This is a genomic window from Mediterraneibacter gnavus ATCC 29149, from assembly GCF_008121495.1.
Classification (GTDB): domain Bacteria; phylum Bacillota; class Clostridia; order Lachnospirales; family Lachnospiraceae; genus Mediterraneibacter; species Mediterraneibacter gnavus.
Genome location: NZ_CP043051.1, coordinates 1,554,737 through 1,575,664 on the forward strand (window position 1 = coordinate 1,554,737; position 20,928 = coordinate 1,575,664).

A 20,928-nucleotide genomic window follows, 5' to 3' on the forward strand; every position below is an offset into this window, starting at 1 on the left:
AAAAGAAACGAGAGAAAGAGTTAGAGTGTGAAAATGAAACAGTTGAAAATAGGAAATGTTTTACTGGAAAATTCTTATGTACTCGGACCTATGGCAGGCGTAACAGACCTGCCATTTCGCTTGCTTTGCAAGGAGCAGGGAGCGGGTCTTCTGTGTATGGAGATGGTCAGTGCAAAAGGTATTTTCTATAATAATAAGAATACGGAAAGTCTGCTTCAGATTCATCCCGAGGAAGTACCGGTATCGCTGCAGTTTTTTGGTTCGGATCCGAAGATCGTCAGCGAGATGGCGAAACGGGTCGAGGAACGTCCGTTTTCCATTCTGGATATCAACATGGGATGTCCGGTGCCAAAGGTCGTGCGAAACGGAGAAGGGTCTGCACTGATGAAGAATCCGAAGCTGGTATACGAACTGGTCAGTGCGACGGTAAAGGCGATCAAAAAGCCGGTTACCGTTAAGATCCGGAAAGGGTTCGATGATGAACATATCAATGCGGTGGAAATCGCGAAGATCATTGAAGAAGCAGGTGCGGCAGCAGTAGCCGTACACGGAAGAACAAGAGAACAGTATTATTCCGGAAAAGCGGACTGGGAGATCATCCGTCAGGTAAAAGAGGCAGTTTCCATCCCGGTGATCGGAAACGGAGATGTGACTTCCGGGGAAAAAGCAATCGCCATGCGTGAGCAGACCGGGTGTGACGGGGTGATGATCGCCAGAGGTGCTCAGGGGAATCCATGGATCTTTTCGGAGCTTTTAGAATATGAAAGAACAGGACGGCTTCCTGACAGACCGGATGTGGAAGAAATCAAGCAGACAATGCTTCGGCATGCCAGACTCCAGATCGAGTATAAAGGTGATTTTACAGGAATCCGGGAGATGCGAAAACATGTGGCATGGTATACAAAAGGACTGCATGGGGCAGCCCGTCTGCGGGATCAGATCAATCAGGTTGAGAGCTATGCAGAACTGGAAAATCTCTTGACATCGTTATAACGATTGAGTATAATATTGAAATTGTGAAATATACTTGAATTAGAGATATGGACAGGCAGAAATGTCCTGTAAATACAGGAAAAAGCCGAAGATAAAGTTTTAAATAAAAGAGCAAGATCAGGAAAGAAAGGAAGCAGACAGGTATGGCAGAGGCAAAGAAGAGATTACTTACTTATGCAGGATTGAAAGCGCTGGAGGATGAACTGGAAAATCTGAAAGTTGTAAAACGTAAAGAAGTGGCAGGAAAGATCAAAGAAGCCAGAGAGCAGGGAGACCTTTCAGAGAACGCAGAATACGATGCGGCAAAAGATGAGCAGAGAGATATCGAAGCCCGTATCGAAGAGCTGGAAGGCATTTTGAAAAACGCAGAAGTTGTAGTAGAGGATGAAGTTGATTTAGACAAGATCAATGTAGGATGTAAAGTAAAAGTATTTGACATCACATTTGACGAAGAGATGGAATTCAACATTGTAGGTTCTACAGAGGTGAACAGCCTGGAAGGAAAGATTTCCAATGAGTCGCCGGTTGGTCAGGCTCTGATGGGTAAAAAAGTCGGAGATACTGTAGATGTAGAAACACAGGCAGGAGTGATCCAGTACAAAGTACTTGATATCAGCCGTTCTATGTAGTAGAAACCAGACCCCTTTATTACAAGGGGTCTTAATTCGCATTTAGGGAACACATAAAAGTGTACCGGATGCCTGAAAAGGAAGGAGAAAATATCGTGTCCGAACAGCAGAAAAAAGCACAGCAGGAACCAGATTTAAATCAGTTGAGAAAAGTTCGCCGCGAAAAACTGGCGGATTTACAGGCAAACGGAAAAGATCCGTTTGTGATCACAAAATATGACCAGACACATCACAGTCTGGAGATCAAAGAGAATTTTGAAGAGCTTGCAGGAAAAGAAGTTTCTATCGCAGGACGTATGATGTCCAAACGTGTGATGGGAAAAGCATCTTTCTGCAATGTACAGGATTTGCAGGGAAATATTCAGTCTTACGTTGCAAGAGACAGCATCGGAGAAGAAGCTTACAAAGAGTTTAAGAAGATGGATGTCGGCGATGTGATCGGAATCACAGGAGAAGTGTTTGAGACAAAGACAGGAGAAAAATCCATCCACGCTTCTTCCGTGACATTGCTCTCCAAGAGTCTTCAGATTCTGCCGGAGAAGTTCCACGGACTGACAAATACAGATATCCGCTACCGTCAGAGATACGTGGATCTGATCATGAATCCGGATGTAAAACAGACATTTATCAACCGCTCTAAGATTTTAAGCGCGATCAGAAGATATCTGGACGGACAGGGATTCCTGGAAGTAGAGACACCGATGCTCGTATCCAATGCCGGAGGTGCTGCTGCAAGACCGTTCGAAACACACTTCAACGCACTGGATGAAGATTTCAAACTCCGCATCTCTCTTGAGCTGTACTTGAAGAGACTGATTGTCGGAGGAATGGAGCGCGTATACGAGATCGGACGTGTATTCCGTAACGAAGGTCTTGACACAAGACACAATCCGGAATTTACATTGATGGAGTTGTACCAGGCGTATACAGACTATAACGGAATGATGGATCTGACAGAGAATCTGTACCGTCATGTTGCACAGGAAGTACTTGGAACAACTGTGATCGAATACAACGGTGTGCAGATGGATTTAGGAAAGCCGTTTGAGAGAATCACAATGGTAGATGCAGTGAAAAAATATGCAGGTGTGGACTGGAACGAAGTGGAGACACTGGAACAGGCAAGAGCACTTGCAAAAGAGCATCATGTAGAGTTTGAAGAGCGTCACAAAAAAGGAGATATCCTTGCACTCTTCTTCGAAGAATTTGCAGAGGAGCACCTGATCCAGCCTACATTTGTAATGGATCATCCGATCGAGATTTCTCCGCTGACAAAGAAAAAACCGGAGAATCCGGAATATACAGAGCGTTTCGAGTTCTTTATGAACGGATGGGAGATGGCGAACGCATACTCTGAGCTGAACGATCCGATCGATCAGAGAGAACGTTTCAAAGCACAGGAAGAGCTGCTTGCACAGGGAGACGATGAAGCGAATACAACAGACGAAGACTTCCTGAACGCGCTGGAGATCGGTATGCCTCCTACAGGCGGTATCGGATTCGGAATCGACAGAATGTGTATGCTGTTGACAAACAGTGCAGCGATCAGAGATGTGCTGCTGTTCCCGACAATGAAATCACAAGGTTCTGCAAAAAATGAAGCAAATAATGTAGCTCAGACAGCTGCAGCTGCTCCAGCAGAGACAGCAAAAGTTGACTTCTCCAACGTAAAGGTTGAGCCTTTATTTGAAGAAGAGGTTGATTTCGATACATTCAGCAAATCTGATTTCCGTGCCGTAAAGGTTAAAGAGTGTGTAGCAGTTCCGAAGAGTAAGAAGCTCCTTCAGTTCACACTGGATGACGGAACAGGTACAGACCGCACGATCTTAAGCGGAATCCACTCTTACTATGAGCCGGAAGAATTAGTTGGTAAGACACTGATCGCAATCACCAACCTTCCGCCAAGAAAGATGATGGGAATCGAGTCTTGCGGTATGCTGCTTTCAGCAGTGAATAACCTGAAGGATTCAGAGGATGAAGAACTGCATCTTCTGATGGTTGATAACCATATTCCGGCAGGTGCTAAGCTGTACTAATCCAGAAAAAAGAGTTCGGTTTGGTAGTCATAGACGTCCAATCAGGAAAAGTGGTTCCACGGATTGACATGGAGCTACATGAAACGGCCTGGAGCTGTATAGATTGAAATAATGATGTATGGATTATAAGGAAACAGAATAAGGAGCTCTATGGATTCTTAACTGTTTGACTTATTTGTTTACAAGTAAAATATTGATTATTTTTGAGGAGCATTTTTCAAAAATAAGGTGTATAAAGGGACACTTCTCTTTTGGTAGAAATACCAATGGAAGGTGTCCTTTTTTTGTTGTCAAGCATAGCAATTGTTCATTTTGATGATATGCAGAAAATATATCCTTTCACGTACCTGCCAAATAAATTTCTGGAAACAAGGAGGAAGCCATGAAAAAACGAAAAACACCTGACTTGGAAAAATATCTGGAAGGAAAGAAACGCAGATTTGTAAATTACACACAAGGAGCAAAGATTTATAGGATGTCCTACTGGCCTTTTGTCAGACTGGCGAAAAAGGCAGAAGCCAATTATCCGATTCGAAAGACAGCTATTGTGGATCTGAATATTCTGGATGATTTTTTAGAAGACAATCCTGATGTTGCATCAGAATTAAAGAAGAGAAGGGGGAAGCGTTATGGGAAATAACCGAAGCAAGGTTCCGGATTTGGAAAAGCTTGTCAAAGGAGGACGCAAGAAATTTGTCCGTTATGAGGAAGGGGCAATGCTTTATTCCATGGGAGTCCATACATTTCAACAGTTAGCAAAAGATGCCAGAGCAGTATACCATGTCAAAAGAATCGTGTTAGTTAATTTGGATCTTATTGATGAATATCTGGAAGCATTCCGTGATGAAGAATTTTGATGAAAGAATACAGGAGGAACAACATATGTGTAAAGTGATATCCATTACAAACCAGAAAGGCGGAGTCGTAAAGACCACCACAACCGTAAATTTAGGAATTGGCCTGGCAAGAGAAGGAAAAAAAGTATTATTGATCGATGCAGATCCACAGGGAAGCCTGACAGCAAGTCTTGGATATGTAGAGCCGGATGAACTGGGAGTTACTTTGGCAACCATCATGACGAAAGTGATTAATGAAGATGAAATATCAGAGGAAGACGGTATTCTGCATCATCAGGAAAATGTAGATCTGCTTCCGGCAAATATTGAATTGTCAACTTTGGAAGTGACGATGGGAAATGTAATGAGTCGGGAAATGATCATGAAGGAATACATCGATACGATACGATTCCGATACGATTATATCTTGATCGATTGCTTACCTAGCCTTGGAATGATGACGATCAATGCCTTGGTGTCTTCGGATTCTGTTTTAATTCCGGTCCAGGCAGCCTATCTTCCGGTGAAGGGATTACAGCAGCTGATCAAAACAATCTCTATGGTAAAGAAAAGACTGAACCGGAAACTGACGATAGAAGCCTTGCAATGGAAAGTATCTGGGATCACTCTTCAGATATTGCTAATACAAAGGAAAAGGTTAAGCTTATCAAGGATGGTGTAGATCGCGAAAACTTTAAGCTGACAGTGGACCTTGGAGCATTAGGAGCAGTGTCAGAGTCTATAGAAGAATGGTTTGCACTCTTTGGAGAGGATATTATACATTGTCACTTTACGGATGGTAAGCCGGCAGGCTGTCCGACCGGACATATGCCGTGGGGACTGGGAGAGCGGAATATGCTTGAAGTTCTTAAGGCATTTGAGGCAAATGAGTATAGGGGCGGATTCTCTATGGAATATGTGGATGCAAGAAGCTTTAGGAATCCCGAAAAGTGGGACAGGCAGACAGTAGAACAGTTTGAATCCTGTCTGGAGAGAATGTAGGAGGTAATAGTAGATGATTAAGATATGTAGGATCGATCATAGATTGCTGCATGGACAGGTAGCTTTCGTATGGTGCCGTTCACTGAATGCGGATGCGATTTTGATCGTATCTGATGCGGTGGCAAAAGATGAGATGCGCATGGCGACGATGAGACTGGCAAAGCCTGCAGGTGTAAAGCTGGTGATCAAGAGTGTCGAAGATTCTATTAAAGTGATTAACAGCGGAGTCACAGATAAGTATAAGCTTATGGTGGTGGTAGAAAATGTACAGGATGCCTATGATCTTGTGAAGGCTTGTGAGAGGATCAAGAGTGTGAATCTTGGAGGAAGCAAGATTGAAGAAAACCGAAGAAAGCTGGATACGGCGTTCTATGTGGACGACAATGACTGCAGATTGTTGGGAGAGCTTTTAGATCATGGAATTGAACTTGAGATTCGTCAGGTGCCAGAAGAGAAGAAAAAGATTGTTACGAAAGACATGTTGAGTTAATTGAGGAGGAAATATATATGCTACAGGCAATATTGATCGGACTTATTGTGTTTATTGGAAAAGCAGATTATTTTATCGGAACAGCAATGTTTGGAAGGCCGCTTGTACTGGGTGCTCTGGTGGGAATTGTACTAGGGGATATACCAACAGGCGTTATGATCGGATTCCAACTGGAACTTATATTTATGGGGATGCAGGCGATCGGAGCTTCTATTCCGCCAGATATGATCGTAGGTTCTGTCCTTGGCACAGCATTTGCGATTACGACGGGAAAAGGTATGGAGACCGCAATTACGATCGCTATGCCGGCGGCAATCTTGTCAGCGTTTGTTGTCAATCTGTTCTATGGCGTCATTACGCCGATCATGGCAAAGGCGGCGGACCGCTTTGCCGAGGAAGGTAAGTATAAGAAGATTGAAGGTGTATTTTTAAGTAATGGATTCTTGTTTGACCTGACGTTCGCAGTGATTGCCTTTGGTGCATTTCTCTTTGGCGGAGATTCAGTTACGGCAGTGGTTAACGCAATTCCAGGATGGCTGACGACAGGTATCGGTATCGCAGCAGGCATTCTGCCGGCACTTGGTTTTGCGCAGCTTATCAATATGATCATGAACAAGAAGGTTGCGGTATTCTTCCTGTTAGGATTCTTGTTAAGCGCATATATGGGAATATCTACGGTTGGTATTGTATGCTTCTCAGTTGTTATAGTGGGAATCTTACTGATCGTGAAGGATTTTGTACCGAATCAACCAGCATTACAGGGAGGAATGGATGATGACAATGAATTCTAGAAAAACATTAGAGAAAAAGCAGTTAAAGAGTCTCTTCTGGAGATCATTTACCACATCACATGCATGGCATTATGAGAGACAGCAGCATATGTCATTTGAGTTTGCTATGATACCGGTCATCAACAAATTATATGACAAAGAAGAGGACAGGATAGATGCATATAAGAGACATATGGAATTCTACAACTGTCAGACGGCTATGCAGCCTTTTATCTGTGGAGTGGCAGCGGCGATGGAAGAAGAGAATGCCAATAATGAGGAGTTCGATACCTCTTCCATCAGCGCCATGAAGGTAGCTCTTATGGGACCTCTTGCAGGTATTGGTGATTCTCTGATCGGAGGAACACTGCGTGTGATCGCGACTGGTATTGTAGCAGGTCTGTGCATGAGCGGAAGTCTGTTAGGACCGATACTCTTCCTTCTGATCTACAATATCCCGACGATCTTACTTCGTTACTTCGGAGTGAAGTTCGGCTATGGGCTTGGTAATACTTTGATTAGTAAGCTGTCAGAGGGAGACCTGATGAAGAAATTGACGATGGCAATGGCAATCGTGGGATTGATGGTAATTGGTGCGATGGTAGCGATGACTGTCGCGGTAACGACACCGATCGCGTTCAATATCAATGATACAGCATTTTCCTTACAGGAGACTCTGGATAGTATCTTCCCGTGCCTGCTTCCGATGGCAGTGACATTGGGACTCTATAAATTGAATAAGAAGCATGTAAGTGTTCTTGTGCAGGTGATCGGTATCATGGTGCTGGGCATTGTGCTTGGGGCGATAGGAATCCTGGGCTAAAGGTACGATAAAAGATAAATAGAAAATACGGAGGAGAGAAATTATGGAATATTGTTTAGATACTGGCGATCTTGAGATGGTCAAAAAGGTGGCAGACCTATACCCAATCAGGTGTTTTAGCATGAACCCGAGTATAGCGGTGAATTGTCTAAGGGGAACAGGAAGAACCTTCCTTCAGAATGCAAAGATGATCCGTGAAGTGATCGGTGAGGACACTCCATTTTATCTGGAGGCAATGGGTGATACTGCAGAAGAGATGATTGAGGATGCGCATAAGATACGCCAAGAGATCAAGGGAAATACAATGATCAAGATCCCGGCGTGTCCACAAGGCTTCAAGGCAATCCGTCTCTTAAAGGAAGAAGACATTCTATGTTCCTGCACCGCGATTTATGATTTTAACCAGGCAATGTTGGCGGCAGAGGCGGGCGCATATTGTGTGGCAGTGTATGTAAGCCGTGTTGATAATTCAGGTGGAGATGGAATTGAGGTAGTAAGAAAGATCAAGGAAGCATTTGTGATGGAAGGGATTGCGTGCAAAGTGTCTGCTGCATCGCTAAAACAGGTAAATTATCTGGAGAAGGCAGCCCTCGCGGGAGCTGACAATGTGACAGTAACCTTGGATCTGCTTGAGAAGATGGCGATACATCCATTGACACAGAAGACGTTAGATACCTTTAAGGCAGACTGGGAAAGCCTGTTTGGAGAAGGAATGCGGGTTGCCAATATGACAGAGTGATCTATGGAGTGAGTGACAAGATGAGCAGAAATACAAATTACCGGGCGTGGGGGTCTGTGGGACATTACCTGCAGGGTCCCGGCCTGCTGGAAGAAATTGAGAGTTATACAAGTGGATTCGGTACAAAGCATTTCTATATCATTGATGTATTTTTCTTTGATACATGGACACAGAAGCTGGCAGAGATCTATGAAAACAGTAAAAGTACCTTTCAAAGTGCCGTATTTGAAGGAGAGGTTACCCGAAGTAAGATCAGGGAATTCCAGGAACAGGCAGTGGGAAGTGACATTGATACGGTGATCGCGATAGGCGGAGGGAAGTCCATTGATGTGGCGAAAGTAATCGCGGCGAATCAGGAGTGTTCGCTGGTAGTCTGCCCGACGATCGCGTCTACCGATGCGCCGACCAGTGCAATGTCCATCTTGTATAGTGAAGAGGGAAAGATGAATGAGATCATGCTGCATAAGAAGAATCCGGATCTGGTCTTAGTAGACAGTAAGATGATCGCCAATGCTCCGGTCCGTTTCCTGGTGGCAGGTATCGGTGATGCATTGTCCACGTATTTTGAGGGACTTTCTAATGTTCAGACACAGCATGAGAACTATGTGTGGTGTGACAAGAAGCCATTTGTGAGCACACTCAGTGGACGGGCGGTCGCGAAAGAGTGCTTTGACACCCTGATGGCAGACGGAATCCAGGCGAAGCTGGCATGTGAGAGACATATCCTGGTGCCGGCGCTTGAGAATATTATTGAAAGTAATATTCTTATGAGTGGCCTTGGATTTGAGAATGTCGGCTGCTCTGTGGCACATGCGATTGGGAATGCGATTACGGTTCTTCCAGAAGGAGAACGGATGATGCATGGCGAAAGGGTTGGATTCGGTGTCGTGTGTCAGATGATAGCGGAGCATTATAATCAGGAGATGATAGATCAAGTGCTTAGCTTTTGTGTGGATGTCGGTCTTCCGGTATGCTTTCATGATCTACAGATAGAACCTTCCGAAGGGAATCTACATCTGATAGCAAGGGAATCTCTGGAAGCAGTATCCTGGCAGGCATGCAGCAGAACTTATGGGGAAGAAGATATTGTGCAGATTATGCGGATGGCAGATGCATTAGGCTGTTCTTATCTTTCTAAGAAGTAAAAGAGGAGGATGCCAGACTGGCAGGAGAGTTTGTGAAGCTTGCGAAGTCTCTGGATTCGATGGTGACGATCAAGAAAGCGGACAAAGAAGTCGATGCATCGAGGCTTCTGTCTCTGATGGGATTAGGTGTAAGATGTAACGATGAGGTGATGGTTCGTATAGAGGGCGGTAACGAAGACGCAGCATATGATGATATGAAACAATACTTTGAGGCGAATTTATAAGGGACAGGGGCTGTCGCACTAAAACAGAAATTGAATTGCTCCCCGTCAAGTAGACAATTGAAAAAATATAAATTTTTCCTGCCAGCAGAAATTTATCTGCTGGCAGTTTTTATGCAGCTTGCAAGTAAATTTCATGTTTTTCCATTGATGTTAAAATTCCAAGATTCCTTTGCAAACGTTTGTTGTTGTAGTAATCTATATAATCTTCGATCATTTTTACGAGAGTACTTCTATCAGTGAATCGTTTTCCATAGTATCGCTCTCTCTTCAGAATTCCCCAAAACCCTTCCATTGGTCCATTATCGATACATTTAGCAACTCGCGACATGCTTTGTATTATTCCAGCATTTACAAGTTTTGTCTACCTAGAAGGGAGCATATCAAATTTGATGCGACGGCCCCTTTTTGCTTTATAGGAAAGGTTTGGATGAAGCTACTGGTGAAAAAGAATACACCATGCTATGGAAACAAAAATAGAAATCGGAAGTTGGAGGATACACGCATGAAAATTGTAATCATTAGTGGAAGTGCCAGAAAAGGAAATACGCTGGCAGCAATCAATGCATTTATAAAAGGAGCGTCAGAAAAGAATAAAATTGAAATCATTGAACCCGACAAACTCAACATTGCACCATGCAAGGGATGTGGTGTCTGTCAATGCTCTAAGAGATGCGTCGATAAGGATGATACAAATCCTACAATTGATAAAATTGCTGCCGCAGATATGATTCTTTTTGCTACGCCAGTTTATTGGTGGGGAATGTCAGCACAATTGAAATTAGTCATTGATAAGTGCTACTGCCGTGGATTGCAGTTAAAAAATAAAAAAGTGGGCACGATTGTTGTAGGTGGTTCTCCCGTAGACAGTATCCAGTATGAGCTGATTGATAAGCAGTTTGACTGTATGGCAAAATATCTTTCATGGGACATGCTTTTCAATAAATCATATTATGCAACAGCCAGAGATGAACTTGAAAAAAATAAGAATTCCATGAACGAACTTGAGGGAATCGGAAAAAATTTATAAAGCACACTCCAAATTCTTTAGGTTAGAATCGATGATGGGGTAAACGAAAAAGCAGTTTTGGCATTCCAGTGAACTGCCCCTTCGTTTACACCATTTTCGATTTGACCTAATTGAACAAAGTGAGCGTCCGGGTAGCTATTACCTATGGACTTTCAATCTTTTGTGCTTACCCATGATTATACAGGATTTCCTGTGCAGAAGCTACAGAAATCAAGTGTTTTCAGATAAATAGGTACGACAACAAAACCTCAAGCTTTGAGGCTTTAGAAAACGTATGAAAGAATAAGATTTTAACATCTTTGTGGTTTTCGAAGCTGTGGTTTTCCAAGATGCCCACCACAGGATTTACACACACAAATGTTTATCTCATAAAGCTGTTTTAATATTTCCGGCATCTCCTTACCTCGAAGCTTCGAAAGATACTTTTGGCATCCAAGGAGATTCCGGCATAAAGCAAGCTTCTTGTGTTTGCTGCGAGAACAAAGAAGTCCGTAATGCCGAATCCTGACAAAACGTTTTGGCGGTACATGCATCAGAAACCGTCGTATAAATTCAACGCCGGAAAGGGTAAGTTCTTTCCATTGTCCTTTGTTCCGGTAATCTTTTACAGAAAAAGTAACGTTTCCATCGTCCATGCAGATGATGCGGTGATTGCTGATGGCAATCCTATGGGTATACTTTCCAAGGTAGTCAATCACAGACTGTGCGCCGTTAAACGTTTTCTTACAATAAGGAATCCATTCCGCATCATAACAGAAATCAATCAGTTCTTTGAACGCATAATGGTTACGGTATTTTTCGGCAGTTCCATGAAACTCAAGCTGATTAGTATTCCAGAGATTTTTCAGCTCATCCATATATTTTCCACGAAAAACTTTGGAGATAGCCCATATAGGAAGAAAAAAAGCAGTACCGTTGGAAGAAAACGAACTGACTATTACTGCTATCTTCCAGCAGCACACAAAGGAAGAAACAATCCAAACACTGAAAGAAGCTTTGGAAGTTTTGGAACAGGAAGAAAGTGATCCTGAGAATGATGAAATGATTGAGATCATCAATTCTACAGTTGGAAAATTACAGCAGATCGAAGACAAATACTACTATTCTCTGGATCTGAATTATTATCTGAATAACTTGGAGGACGATGCCTATGAAGCTTAATCAATTTGCAGTCTACCGAGTAGATCAGCAGACAGCAGGAAAAGCACTGTGGCATCTGCCATATCAAGAGGCAAGACAGCAGAATGTGTCGATTACTGTCGGAAATTACAGATTAATCTCGATTCATGAAATACAGGAAAATGAAAAAGTCGCTGACATCTGGAAACGGACGAAAAATCAATGCGAAGTCAGTGACGTGCTCGTATTGAACAAGAATGGAGAAATCAGCTGCTACTATGTAGATGAAAACTATCCACAGTATCTGGCCGGATTCATTCGTATCAATACATCGGGCGCACTGATCACTATGGAAACTGAGAATTATCAGATTGATGGGAAAAAGGGGAACTGGATTGCAACAGACACCATCATTATTGATGGAAAACAGTTTTATTTGATGGAACATCAGGTATACCGAGATCGGGCCCAGGGTGTTATCCTGGATGCCTATGGAAAAATGGTTGTTGAAGAATGTAAGAAATTCGATGAAAAGACAAAACAAAAGATTCATGATTACATCCAACAGCAGGTAACGCTAAATCCGGTCGAACAGCTAAAACAAGATGGTAAAATCCGTCTGGAACATTACCAGAAGTTCTACCAGAACGGCACTTATGAACGAAGCAGAGAATCCGGTACCGAAGCCAATTATGATATGGTGGACGGTCTGGTGAATAATCAGAAGAAGAATCCGGAAAAGATCTTTGATGCTTGTAGCAACAAACAGACTTCCCGAAATGAACAGGATAATAAACCTAAGAAACGAAGATCTGTGATCAAGCGACTCCATCAGAAACAGATTGCTATTGCTCGCCGGTCCGGAAAGCCGATACCCAAATACCTGGATCAGGAAATGGAAAGAAAGCGGGGGTAGAATATGCGAAGGTTAAAGTGTGAAAAAGAAACGATTATTCTGACCAATGAAGATGACGGATTCTATGATGTGTATACCTTCAATCAGAGTTTGCAGAAACGGTTACGGACCTTTGCTGAGAAGTATCCGGATGATTGCTGGTTGAAAGGATCTGCGGAGGATGGAAGTGAAACGTATATGATCAGAAAGGGACGGTTGTCTTTAAAACTGGTACCACCATATAGCACTTCAAGAAAAATGCAGGCAAAGGATATCAGCAAGATGAAAGAACTATCATAGGATGCGATTTAAGAGAAAAATGTCATGTGTAGACATGGAAAAATGAAAGCAAAATACGTTAGTTGATAAAATGTATAGGCTCAAAAGGGAAAGTGCCCTTTTGGGCCTTATTTTGTGTTATTCCTCAAAAATGGGAATTATAAAGATTTAATTTTTTATTATGGATGTATATTGCAAAAGCTTATTTTGCTATACTGACAATATCAACAGAAGCCGGAGAGAGGAGCTGATCGTGGTGTAAGATAAAATTCCCATCCTGATAGGTAACTGCATAGATAAAGTTATCTATCAGGATTTTTGAGTTATAATATCATTTTTTAACAACATGTATTTGACAGATTTCCTCGTAGAAAGTATCATAAATATATGCAACAACTGAATATCGTGGACTGTCTAGCTATATTTTTTACTTAAAAAGTCTTGTGTACAAGAGTATATAATCAATAAATAAATGTCTAATAAATCTTCTGGTCAACAGGTACAATATTGGTATCATAGACTAGAAGAGAGGTGTATATACTTGTGTGTGGAAGAGTATATTCCGTTAAGAATTGCGGAACTATGCCGGAAGCGAGGATATACAAAATATAGGTTAGCTCAGCTTACAGGAATAACGCAGAGGGCTCTGGGAAATATGCTGAATCAGAAGAGTATGCCGACGATGGCTAATCTGGAAAAAATATGTGATGCATTTGAAATTACAATCGCACAATTTTTTTCAGATGATGAAAGCAGATTGGATCTGACAAAAGAGCAAAAAGAAATACTTGAGATTTGGGATGGCTTGGATGAGAAGGAAAGAGAAATTTTTATGACTTTTATCCGCAGCCTGAAGAAGTAATGGACAGTTCGACAAAGATGCGAGCTGTCTTTTTTATTTGAATCTATATAAAATATGCATTTTATACGCATGAAGAAATTGACAGAAAATTTCGGGGGAGGGTATAATTATACTGTTTACTTATGCCACTTTTGAAAACACAACATCAGATGCTGGTACAACCAATGTAGACAACAAAAGACGAATTTGACGAGGTGCTGAATGGCTTATACGGTAAAACAATTATTAGAATCGAAACAATTTCCTGATATGAGATTAGTGATATGTAAAGAAAATCTGAATCAGGAAATTAAAGGTATACGAATTATCGAAATAGAAGATATGGAAAGATATCTGACTGGAGGAGAGCTTCTTCTTACAAATATGAAAGTGTATTTCGGAGAAACGGAGAGAGAGTTTCGGAAACATTTGAATGAACTGGAGAAGAAACAGGTCAGTGGATTTATTATAAAGCAGCATCCGGACATGGTACAGAAAGTCAATTATTATGATATTTTATTAAAGTTTTGTTCGGAACGTAATATTCCAGTGATAGAAATTTCGGAAGATGAGTATTATTGGGGTATTATAAAATATGTTATTCTGCAGATCTATGATGAAAATATCGCACGGTTGATTTATTTCAAATTGACACACGACAATATTTCTAACATGTTATTGGATGGAGAGAATTTTGAAGATCCAACTAAAAATATTTTGTTTCTATTGTCTTCCATGATTGGCAATCCGGTAGCGTTATATTATAGTAACTTAACTTGCTGTGCGTCCACAACGCAGGATCTGTCTGATTTTGTATTTGAGAAAAATGTTGAGAAATATAAACCGGATATTGTTACCAGATTTGAATACAAAAAACAGAGAAAAGAGCATACGCAATATATTACAAAAATACATGTGTTAGGCCGAACAGAAATTTATTTGGTAGTCACGGAAGTGAATATGCCATTAACAATACTGGACTATATGGCATTGGAAAATGCTGTTTTTACTTTACAGTATAGTTTTATGGGAACATATGCTCAAAATCAGATAGAAAAAAAATATCAACGAGATATTGGATATAGCTTGCTTAATGGTTTATTAACGGGCGATGAATTGAGTAAAGCTGCAAGAATGCTAAAGTTGAAAGATACAGCTCAATATTGTGTGGTAAGTTTTCATACGATTTCAAGCAATAGCGAAGATTATTATACAAAAGAAGAATTAGAAGAAATCGGAGTGATAGAAGGCGAGATTCAGAGATTACTTCCGGATGAACATATTTACCGGAATCTGAATCAGATTGTGTGTATTCATGAAATTAAGCCTGGGGAAACACAAGCAGGGTTCCGGGAAGAAATGGAAAAATTATATCAGACAGTACAGAAGCAGATTTTTCACAGAAATAAGACAACGGATTTTCAGATTGGCATTGGAAGTATTGTTAATGGATATGGAGATTTGAAAAAATCTTTTAAGGATTCAAAGAAAATCATAGACTATATGGATATGCTCAGATATCTCTATGGTGATAAGAATATATCGGTAGCCGATTTTTCTAAGCTCGGTTTTTTCCAGATTTTTGAAAAAATCAAAAATCGTGATGAACTGATGGAATATGTGCCAGAGTCACTTGTGAAATTATATTGGTATGATAAAGAACATGATGGAGAACTGATTGAAACGTTGCAGGCGTATCTGGACTGTGATAAGAGTGCGAATAAAGCAGCTGAAAAACTCTATGTAAATTATCGTACTCTTTCAGGGCGATTGAAAAAAATAAAAGATATTTCCGGCATTGATTTCAAGAATTCTGCTGAGATGCTGGCTGTTAGAAATGGAATCGTTTTATTCAAAATGGCAGAAACACTGTAATTCAAAGAGAAACTATATCTCTATGGTATGGTTTCTTTTTTTGCGAAAAACCGATAACTACAAATTTTTTGTAGCAAAACGTGAAAATATCTTCCTATTCTCTGTATTATTTTTGCAAAAAACAAGTGCTATACTTTAACCAGTACATAAAAGGATACCTTGATTATCTAAGTTGATATGAAGCAGGAATGAAACATGAAAAAGAAACAGGTTGAGAAAGAACAGAATAATGAGAAACAGCTTCCCAGACAGGAAACGACACTGGGAGAAGATATCTTTCAGCTGTTATTGAAGATTGTTCTTATCATTTTGGCGGTCATCCTTGTTTTTACATTTATGTACGGGATGGCGAGAAACAATGACGTATCTATGAAACCAGCAATAAAAGATGGTGATCTGGTCATGTATTATCGACTGGACAAGCGTTTTGTGTCCGGTGATATTGCAGTATTTAAGAAAGATGGCAGAACAACCACAGGCAGGGTCGTAGCAGTCGCAGGTGATACCGTAGATATAACAAAAGACGGTTTGATGATTAACGGCGCTACGCAGATTTCACAGGATATTTATTTTGACACCACACAGTTTCAAAATGGAGTTGACTTTCCAATCACTGTTGGCGAAGGTCAGATATTTGTACTGGGTGATAACAGACCGGAGGCGTCAGACAGCAGAATCTATGGCTGTATCAATGTAAAAGATGTCAAAGGAAAAGCGATTGCGGTTATTCGGACCAGAGGACTCTAATCCCCTCCTCCGTTAATCAAATAAAAACAAACAATATTATCTACAAGGGAGGAATCATTATGAGCATGAACAAAATGTTCAAAAAAGTGCTCGCAGTTGTTGCAGCCGGTGCCATGACAATGGGAATGGCAATGCCAACATTTGCGGCAGATGAGGGCAAGAAAACGGAGGCATGGATTACTAAGACCTACAATACTGAGGTCGGAAAGGCTGAAACATTTAGCTTTACAGCAACACAGAAAACAGGTGATGGTTTAATAGGTACAACAGCTAACGTTACAATGCCAACAATTTCGTTTACAGCTGATCAAAAGGGAACGAATTCTCAAAGAGGTCAGATTACATTTCCGACATATCCAGAAGCAGGAAAGTATGAGTATACTGTAGCAGAGACACAGACAGTAGATCCAGCAGTAGTTAACGGTGAGCATGAAAAAATGATCATGTCACAGGCTGAGTATACAATGGATGTATATGTTACAGATGGTGCAACTGGTACAGAAATTTCTAATATCATTGTAAATAAGGCAAAAGATAATGCAGGTCAGACAGCAACTGGTAAAGTAGATATTGGAAATACAGATACTAATGATTTCAACTTCACCAACACCTATGTACAGGAAGCAGGTACAGGCGAAAATCCGAAAAATCCAGATCCGACATATCCGGATAATGGATCTTTGAAGGTATCTAAAGCAGTTATTAATGCAAATGGTACGACAGTAACTTCCACTGAACAGTTCACTTTCACAGCAGCCTTTGCATTCCCGAAAGGAACAGATGCAAACACACTTGGCGGAATCAAAGATGCTGATGGAAAGCCTGTTACGCTTGAAGACGGAACATACACATTCAAGCTGAAAGCAAATGAAAACATGAAATTCACTGGTGTTCCAGTAGGAACAACAATTAGCGTAAAAGAGTCTGCAGCTAAAAACTATAAAGGTAGTGCTGAAATCACTATCAATGGTACTAAGCTGACTCCTGTTGCTGCAACATCATACAACACAGAATTTACAGTAGTAAATAGTCAGAATAGTCAGAAATTAGGTCAGAAACAGAATACCGTTGATGTAACCAATACATACAACGATGTACCTGTAACTGGTATCATCATGAACACTCTTCCATACGTTCTGATGATTGCACTTTGCGGTGTAGCACTGATTGCTTTTGTAGGATTCAAACGCAGAAGATTACAGAAATAATAAAATATAGCAGCCAGGAAAGGGGATGTGTGCGGCGTTGCTCCGCCGCATCCCTTTTTGCTAATTTTGCGAGCAAATAGGTCAGATGAACCAGTTTTGATAAATATAAAAGAAACAGAAATGGTGAAAGGAACTTGTACATATGCTTCGGATGAAGAAAGTGCTGAAAGGAATTATCAGAGGATTAGACCATATTGTAAACTTCACAGCCTTATCGCTGATTCTTGCAGCCATGTTTCTCTCTGGTTATATGCTGTGGGACTCCCACCAGGTATACCAGACAGCAGATGCAAAAAATTATGAAGCATATATTCCTACTGAAAAGAGTACGAAATCTTTTGAAGAATTACAGAAAATCAATCCGGATGTGATTGGATGGATACGAGTGAATGACACAAATATCAATTATCCATTGGTGCAGACGGACAATGATGATACTTATATGAATACAGATGCAGAAGGAAACTATTCCTTAAGCGGAGCAATCTTTTTACATTGTGCAAATAAGCCGGATTTTTCGGATTTTGACAATATTATATATGGTCACCATATGGAAAAGCACATGATGTTTGGAGATATCGGTGAATTTACAAAGGAACAGTATTTCAATGAACATCCATATGGAAATCTGTTCTTTGATGGTAAAAATCATGGAATCGAGATTTACGCATTGTTACAGGTAGATGCTTATAATGAGACGATTTTCAATGTGTGTCTGGACACACCAGAAGCGAAACAGGAGTATCTGCAGGAAATCGAGAACAATGTTTTATATAAAAGAGATATGAATATAACGGAAGCTGATCATCTGGTTTTGCTGACCACCTGTACATCGGATATGACAAATGGAAGAAATATCCTGGTGGGACGCTTAACAGATCAGATATATCCGGAAAAAGAAAAAGCCAAAAACGTAGGTACGGGAATTGATGAACTGAAAAATGCAGTAGGAAAAGTGCCAGTTATTGTATGGTTTATCCTGATTGTCCTTGTACTGATTCTGATAGCAAGACAGATAGAAAAGAAAAGAAACAAGAAGAAAGAAGGAGAGGGAGAAGCATGAGAACAGCACGTTTAACAAAAATAGCCATGGTTATATTTCTGTCCATGATATTCTTTCTGGGTGTTCAAAAACCAGTACTGGCAGCTGGCAAAAACACAACAGTGAAAATACCAGTGGAACAGATATTTGAAGTAAACAATTCTGCAGATGCTGACAAAACAGGCTCTTATGTTTTAATAGCAGATCAGATACAAAATCCAATGCCGGAGGGAAGCAATGGAAGAACATTTACCTGGAATATGAGTGGTAATTCTTCTACAGAGCTGATTATGAATGTCGGACAGGTAGGAGAATATCATTACAAGCTGTACCAGGCAGCAGAGAATAAAGAAAATTATACATATGATTCAAAAACCTATGATGTAACGATTGAAGGATTCTTTGATTCCAATAATGAACTGATGGCGGTAACAGTGGTCAAAAATGAAAATGGAGATAAAGTATCGAAGGTTTCATTCAAAAACTCGTATACCGGTCAAACTGGTAAAAATCAAAACCCGGTTCCATCTTCCCCAAGATCAAAGGATATTATTCATAATGGTTCGCCGGTAAAGACAGGCGATGATAGTCCGGTTGCAGGCTATTTGTTCTTATTCTTTGGCTCAGTTATCTGCCTTTGCGGATTATTCATGGAGAAGCAGAAGAACAGGAAGGGAGATGCGAAAAATGAGGCATAAGAATTGGAAAACATATTTGAAAATAGCATGTTCCTGGCTTCTAATCTTTTCTATTTGTTTTATGAATCTGGAAACCGTAAGTGCATCAGAAGATGAAACATCAGTGGTTACAGAGCAGGAAGAAACACAAGATACAGAAGCATTTACAAGTGAGACAGATGCTCAACAGACAGAAACCGAGCAAACTTCGGAGCAATTTACATCAGAAACAGAAACTGAGACATCGGCAGAAACTGAGGAACAGATTCCGGATAGCATAGAAGTGGAGAAGCTGGAGAAAGAAATACAGGAAGCAACTTCAAATGGTCAGGTACCGACCACAAAATTGGTGGAATATGTAGATGAATCCGGCAATGCGATTGAAGGAGCACCAGAGACCATTGAGCTTGGAAAAATATCAGATCATTCAGAGTTAAATATTTCTGACAAAGATTATGAATTTAAGAGTGCAAAAGTAAATGATGCAGACTGTTCCTTTATAGGAGTATATAAAGATACGGTTTATTGGAGTTCCGATAATATCAATGCCAATAAGTTTACAGATGGGCAAAAACTGACTATGACTTATGCATTGAAAGAAAAGGAAAAAGAGTCAGAAATATCGAAGACAGAAGACCCGGAGCAGGAAACAGATACTACAGAAACTACAGAATCTGAAACAGAAATATCAGAGAAGTCTTCAGAGCAGATTATTGACAATGAAAAATCTACAGAACAGGCAAGTGATGAGCAGCTTCCAGATACGATATCTGTACAGAGTTTGAATATCGCAATGCAGAGAAGTGTTGCGAATGGTGATGAACAGACGACAGATCGTGTAGAATATGTTGATGCGAACGGAAAAGCAATTGACGGTGCTCCGACTACGATTGAGCTTGGAAATATCGAAGACCACAAAGAACTTACGATTAGTGGTTCCGGGAAAAACTATGAATTCAAGAGTGCAAGAGTAAATGGGAAAGATTGTGTCTATATCGGAAAATATAATGACACTGTATATTACAGCACTGATGGCGTGATTGCCATCAAATTGGATGATGGTCAGAAACTTACAATGACTTATCAGGAATATTACAATATTAAAGTCAATGAAGAAATCCCGGAAGGTGGAGTTGCTGGTACGATTACGACAAAAGCAGGAACGGTAAAGGTAAATACTGCTGAAACGATACGTGTAAATGCTGGAGAAACGTGGAAGTTCACCGTGAAACCAGGAACAGCTAATAAAGTCAGATATAAAATTGGAAGCGTTACAGAACACTTACAATAACCGATTAGAAAATGTGAAAATCTCTGATATTATCAGACCTGGGAAAGATGAATATTTTGGACGATTTTATATCATTCTGAAAGTTGATTTAGCGGAAAACAGTTATGAATGTATCTATTCTCATAACAGGGGGATTTATGATGATGTAAAAACTGCAGGAACATATGATGATTTTCTGAAAGTATATTGTGAAAAATATGTATGTGAAAAGGATTGTGAAAAACTGCAGGAATTTTTGAA

General features: G+C 40.6%; 24 protein-coding genes and 2 pseudogenes. 24 read left to right on the top strand and 2 right to left on the bottom strand.

What is annotated here, in order from left to right:
• Positions 1–33: 33 nt before the first annotated feature.
• The 13 genes and pseudogenes from dusB (at position 34) to FXV78_RS07560 (ending at position 9,687) form a co-directional block, all read left to right on the top strand.
• A complete protein-coding gene (gene dusB / locus FXV78_RS07500; RefSeq protein ID WP_004843797.1) occupies positions 34–993 on the top strand; it encodes a tRNA dihydrouridine synthase DusB in 960 nt (319 codons plus the stop codon).
• 143 nt (positions 994–1,136) lie between these two features.
• On the top strand, positions 1,137–1,622 hold the full coding sequence (greA, locus tag FXV78_RS07505; protein ID WP_004843798.1) for a transcription elongation factor GreA: 486 nt from the start codon (positions 1,137–1,139) through the stop codon (positions 1,620–1,622).
• A 68-nt stretch (positions 1,623–1,690) separates the two neighbouring features.
• The gene (gene lysS, locus FXV78_RS07510) at positions 1,691–3,658 is read left to right on the top strand and encodes a lysine--tRNA ligase (RefSeq protein WP_004843799.1); all 1,968 of its coding nucleotides are present in this window, start codon (positions 1,691–1,693) and stop codon (positions 3,656–3,658) included.
• Positions 3,659–4,040: 382 nt separating this feature from the next.
• On the top strand, positions 4,041–4,298 hold the full coding sequence (locus tag FXV78_RS07515; protein ID WP_004843801.1) for a DUF6462 family protein: 258 nt from the start codon (positions 4,041–4,043) through the stop codon (positions 4,296–4,298).
• Positions 4,288–4,515, top strand: coding sequence for a DUF6462 family protein (locus FXV78_RS07520; RefSeq protein ID WP_004843802.1), 228 nt, complete (start codon positions 4,288–4,290; stop codon positions 4,513–4,515). The genes FXV78_RS07515 and FXV78_RS07520 overlap by 11 nt, the downstream gene beginning before the upstream one ends.
• A gap of 25 nt (positions 4,516–4,540) precedes the next feature.
• Positions 4,541–5,098, top strand: a pseudogene (locus FXV78_RS07525) (ParA family protein); the annotation flags it as partial.
• A gap of 2 nt (positions 5,099–5,100) precedes the next feature.
• Complete coding sequence (locus tag FXV78_RS07530) at positions 5,101–5,496, top strand: TIM barrel protein (RefSeq protein WP_148844607.1); 396 nt, start codon at positions 5,101–5,103, stop codon at positions 5,494–5,496.
• 13 nt (positions 5,497–5,509) lie between these two features.
• On the top strand, positions 5,510–5,986 hold the full coding sequence (locus tag FXV78_RS07535; protein WP_004843805.1) for a PTS sugar transporter subunit IIB: 477 nt from the start codon (positions 5,510–5,512) through the stop codon (positions 5,984–5,986).
• A gap of 17 nt (positions 5,987–6,003) precedes the next feature.
• A complete protein-coding gene (locus FXV78_RS07540) occupies positions 6,004–6,777 on the top strand; it encodes a PTS mannose/fructose/sorbose/N-acetylgalactosamine transporter subunit IIC (protein ID WP_004843806.1) in 774 nt (257 codons plus the stop codon).
• Positions 6,761–7,579, top strand: coding sequence for a PTS system mannose/fructose/sorbose family transporter subunit IID (locus FXV78_RS07545; protein ID WP_009245595.1), 819 nt, complete (start codon positions 6,761–6,763; stop codon positions 7,577–7,579). The genes FXV78_RS07540 and FXV78_RS07545 overlap by 17 nt, the downstream gene beginning before the upstream one ends.
• A 43-nt stretch (positions 7,580–7,622) precedes the next feature.
• Complete coding sequence (locus tag FXV78_RS07550) at positions 7,623–8,318, top strand: transaldolase family protein (protein WP_004843808.1); 696 nt, start codon at positions 7,623–7,625, stop codon at positions 8,316–8,318.
• A gap of 20 nt (positions 8,319–8,338) precedes the next feature.
• Complete coding sequence (locus tag FXV78_RS07555) at positions 8,339–9,463, top strand: glycerol dehydrogenase (RefSeq protein WP_179985594.1); 1,125 nt, start codon at positions 8,339–8,341, stop codon at positions 9,461–9,463.
• A 32-nt stretch (positions 9,464–9,495) separates the two neighbouring features.
• Complete coding sequence (locus FXV78_RS07560) at positions 9,496–9,687, top strand: HPr family phosphocarrier protein (RefSeq protein WP_004843810.1); 192 nt, start codon at positions 9,496–9,498, stop codon at positions 9,685–9,687.
• 109 nt (positions 9,688–9,796) lie between these two features.
• Here the strand turns inward: FXV78_RS07560 and FXV78_RS18810 are convergent, their stop codons facing one another.
• Positions 9,797–10,015 carry an IS3 family transposase gene (locus tag FXV78_RS18810; protein ID WP_004843811.1) on the bottom strand — a complete coding sequence of 73 codons (219 nt, stop codon included), beginning with the start codon at positions 10,013–10,015 and terminating at the stop codon, positions 9,797–9,799.
• A gap of 174 nt (positions 10,016–10,189) precedes the next feature.
• Between FXV78_RS18810 and FXV78_RS07570 the strand changes: the two genes are divergently transcribed.
• Positions 10,190–10,714 (top strand): flavodoxin family protein, encoded by a 525-nt coding sequence (locus tag FXV78_RS07570; protein WP_023924141.1) that lies wholly within the window; start codon positions 10,190–10,192, stop codon positions 10,712–10,714.
• 290 nt (positions 10,715–11,004) lie between these two features.
• On the opposite strand, the pseudogene FXV78_RS07575 reads toward FXV78_RS07570, so the two are convergent.
• Positions 11,005–11,634: pseudogene (locus tag FXV78_RS07575) on the bottom strand (IS91 family transposase); the annotation flags it as partial.
• Here FXV78_RS07575 and FXV78_RS07580 point away from each other — a divergent pair.
• The 10 genes from FXV78_RS07580 (at position 11,630) to FXV78_RS07625 (ending at position 20,688) form a co-directional block, all read left to right on the top strand.
• Complete coding sequence (locus tag FXV78_RS07580) at positions 11,630–11,875, top strand: transposon-transfer assisting family protein (protein ID WP_105084843.1); 246 nt, start codon at positions 11,630–11,632, stop codon at positions 11,873–11,875. The pseudogene FXV78_RS07575 and the gene FXV78_RS07580 sit on opposite strands and share 5 nt — an antisense overlap.
• A complete protein-coding gene (locus tag FXV78_RS07585; RefSeq protein ID WP_004843815.1) occupies positions 11,865–12,749 on the top strand; it encodes a YodL domain-containing protein in 885 nt (294 codons plus the stop codon). Before FXV78_RS07580 ends, FXV78_RS07585 begins: the two co-directional genes overlap by 11 nt.
• Before the next feature lie 3 nt (positions 12,750–12,752).
• On the top strand, positions 12,753–13,028 hold the full coding sequence (locus FXV78_RS07590) for a hypothetical protein (protein WP_004843816.1): 276 nt from the start codon (positions 12,753–12,755) through the stop codon (positions 13,026–13,028).
• Between the two features lie 451 nt (positions 13,029–13,479).
• Positions 13,480–13,869 carry a helix-turn-helix domain-containing protein gene (locus FXV78_RS07595; protein WP_004843817.1) on the top strand — a complete coding sequence of 130 codons (390 nt, stop codon included), beginning with the start codon at positions 13,480–13,482 and terminating at the stop codon, positions 13,867–13,869.
• Positions 13,870–14,070: 201 nt separating this feature from the next.
• Positions 14,071–15,723 carry a PucR family transcriptional regulator gene (locus FXV78_RS17845; RefSeq protein WP_004843933.1) on the top strand — a complete coding sequence of 551 codons (1,653 nt, stop codon included), beginning with the start codon at positions 14,071–14,073 and terminating at the stop codon, positions 15,721–15,723.
• A 195-nt stretch (positions 15,724–15,918) separates the two neighbouring features.
• Positions 15,919–16,470 (top strand): signal peptidase I, encoded by a 552-nt coding sequence (gene lepB / locus FXV78_RS07605; protein ID WP_004843931.1) that lies wholly within the window; start codon positions 15,919–15,921, stop codon positions 16,468–16,470.
• Between the two features lie 59 nt (positions 16,471–16,529).
• Positions 16,530–17,678 (top strand): DUF7601 domain-containing protein, encoded by a 1,149-nt coding sequence (locus FXV78_RS07610; protein ID WP_004843930.1) that lies wholly within the window; start codon positions 16,530–16,532, stop codon positions 17,676–17,678.
• 142 nt (positions 17,679–17,820) lie between these two features.
• The gene (gene srtB, locus FXV78_RS07615) at positions 17,821–18,741 is read left to right on the top strand and encodes a class B sortase (protein WP_004843928.1); all 921 of its coding nucleotides are present in this window, start codon (positions 17,821–17,823) and stop codon (positions 18,739–18,741) included.
• Positions 18,738–19,418, top strand: a complete 681-nt coding sequence (locus FXV78_RS07620; RefSeq protein WP_004843927.1) for an FctA domain-containing protein — start codon at positions 18,738–18,740, stop codon at positions 19,416–19,418. The genes srtB and FXV78_RS07620 overlap by 4 nt, the downstream gene beginning before the upstream one ends.
• A complete protein-coding gene (locus tag FXV78_RS07625; RefSeq protein ID WP_004843926.1) occupies positions 19,408–20,688 on the top strand; it encodes a hypothetical protein in 1,281 nt (426 codons plus the stop codon). The genes FXV78_RS07620 and FXV78_RS07625 overlap by 11 nt, the downstream gene beginning before the upstream one ends.
• The last annotated feature ends 240 nt before the right edge of the window (positions 20,689–20,928 follow it).

Excerpts from the sequence above, each read along its gene's own strand:
- dusB (WP_004843797.1), top strand. The coding sequence starts at position 34 with ATGAAACAGTTGAAAATAGGAAATGTTTTACTGGAAAATTCTTATGTA.
- greA (WP_004843798.1), top strand. The coding sequence starts at position 1,137 with ATGGCAGAGGCAAAGAAGAGATTACTTACTTATGCAGGATTGAAAGCG.
- lysS (WP_004843799.1), top strand. The coding sequence starts at position 1,691 with ATGCCTGAAAAGGAAGGAGAAAATATCGTGTCCGAACAGCAGAAAAAA.
- FXV78_RS07515 (WP_004843801.1), top strand. The coding sequence starts at position 4,041 with ATGAAAAAACGAAAAACACCTGACTTGGAAAAATATCTGGAAGGAAAG.
- FXV78_RS07520 (WP_004843802.1), top strand. The coding sequence starts at position 4,288 with ATGGGAAATAACCGAAGCAAGGTTCCGGATTTGGAAAAGCTTGTCAAA.
- FXV78_RS07530 (WP_148844607.1), top strand. The coding sequence starts at position 5,101 with ATGGAAAGTATCTGGGATCACTCTTCAGATATTGCTAATACAAAGGAA.
- FXV78_RS07535 (WP_004843805.1), top strand. The coding sequence starts at position 5,510 with ATGATTAAGATATGTAGGATCGATCATAGATTGCTGCATGGACAGGTA.
- FXV78_RS07540 (WP_004843806.1), top strand. The coding sequence starts at position 6,004 with ATGCTACAGGCAATATTGATCGGACTTATTGTGTTTATTGGAAAAGCA.
- FXV78_RS07545 (WP_009245595.1), top strand. The coding sequence starts at position 6,761 with ATGACAATGAATTCTAGAAAAACATTAGAGAAAAAGCAGTTAAAGAGT.
- FXV78_RS07550 (WP_004843808.1), top strand. The coding sequence starts at position 7,623 with ATGGAATATTGTTTAGATACTGGCGATCTTGAGATGGTCAAAAAGGTG.
- FXV78_RS07555 (WP_179985594.1), top strand. The coding sequence starts at position 8,339 with ATGAGCAGAAATACAAATTACCGGGCGTGGGGGTCTGTGGGACATTAC.
- FXV78_RS18810 (WP_004843811.1), bottom strand. The coding sequence starts at position 10,015 with ATGTCGCGAGTTGCTAAATGTATCGATAATGGACCAATGGAAGGGTTT.
- FXV78_RS07570 (WP_023924141.1), top strand. The coding sequence starts at position 10,190 with ATGAAAATTGTAATCATTAGTGGAAGTGCCAGAAAAGGAAATACGCTG.
- FXV78_RS07585 (WP_004843815.1), top strand. The coding sequence starts at position 11,865 with ATGAAGCTTAATCAATTTGCAGTCTACCGAGTAGATCAGCAGACAGCA.
- FXV78_RS07590 (WP_004843816.1), top strand. The coding sequence starts at position 12,753 with ATGCGAAGGTTAAAGTGTGAAAAAGAAACGATTATTCTGACCAATGAA.
- FXV78_RS07595 (WP_004843817.1), top strand. The coding sequence starts at position 13,480 with ATGTCTAATAAATCTTCTGGTCAACAGGTACAATATTGGTATCATAGA.
- FXV78_RS17845 (WP_004843933.1), top strand. The coding sequence starts at position 14,071 with ATGGCTTATACGGTAAAACAATTATTAGAATCGAAACAATTTCCTGAT.
- lepB (WP_004843931.1), top strand. The coding sequence starts at position 15,919 with ATGAAAAAGAAACAGGTTGAGAAAGAACAGAATAATGAGAAACAGCTT.
- FXV78_RS07610 (WP_004843930.1), top strand. The coding sequence starts at position 16,530 with ATGAGCATGAACAAAATGTTCAAAAAAGTGCTCGCAGTTGTTGCAGCC.
- srtB (WP_004843928.1), top strand. The coding sequence starts at position 17,821 with ATGCTTCGGATGAAGAAAGTGCTGAAAGGAATTATCAGAGGATTAGAC.
- FXV78_RS07620 (WP_004843927.1), top strand. The coding sequence starts at position 18,738 with ATGAGAACAGCACGTTTAACAAAAATAGCCATGGTTATATTTCTGTCC.
- FXV78_RS07625 (WP_004843926.1), top strand. The coding sequence starts at position 19,408 with ATGAGGCATAAGAATTGGAAAACATATTTGAAAATAGCATGTTCCTGG.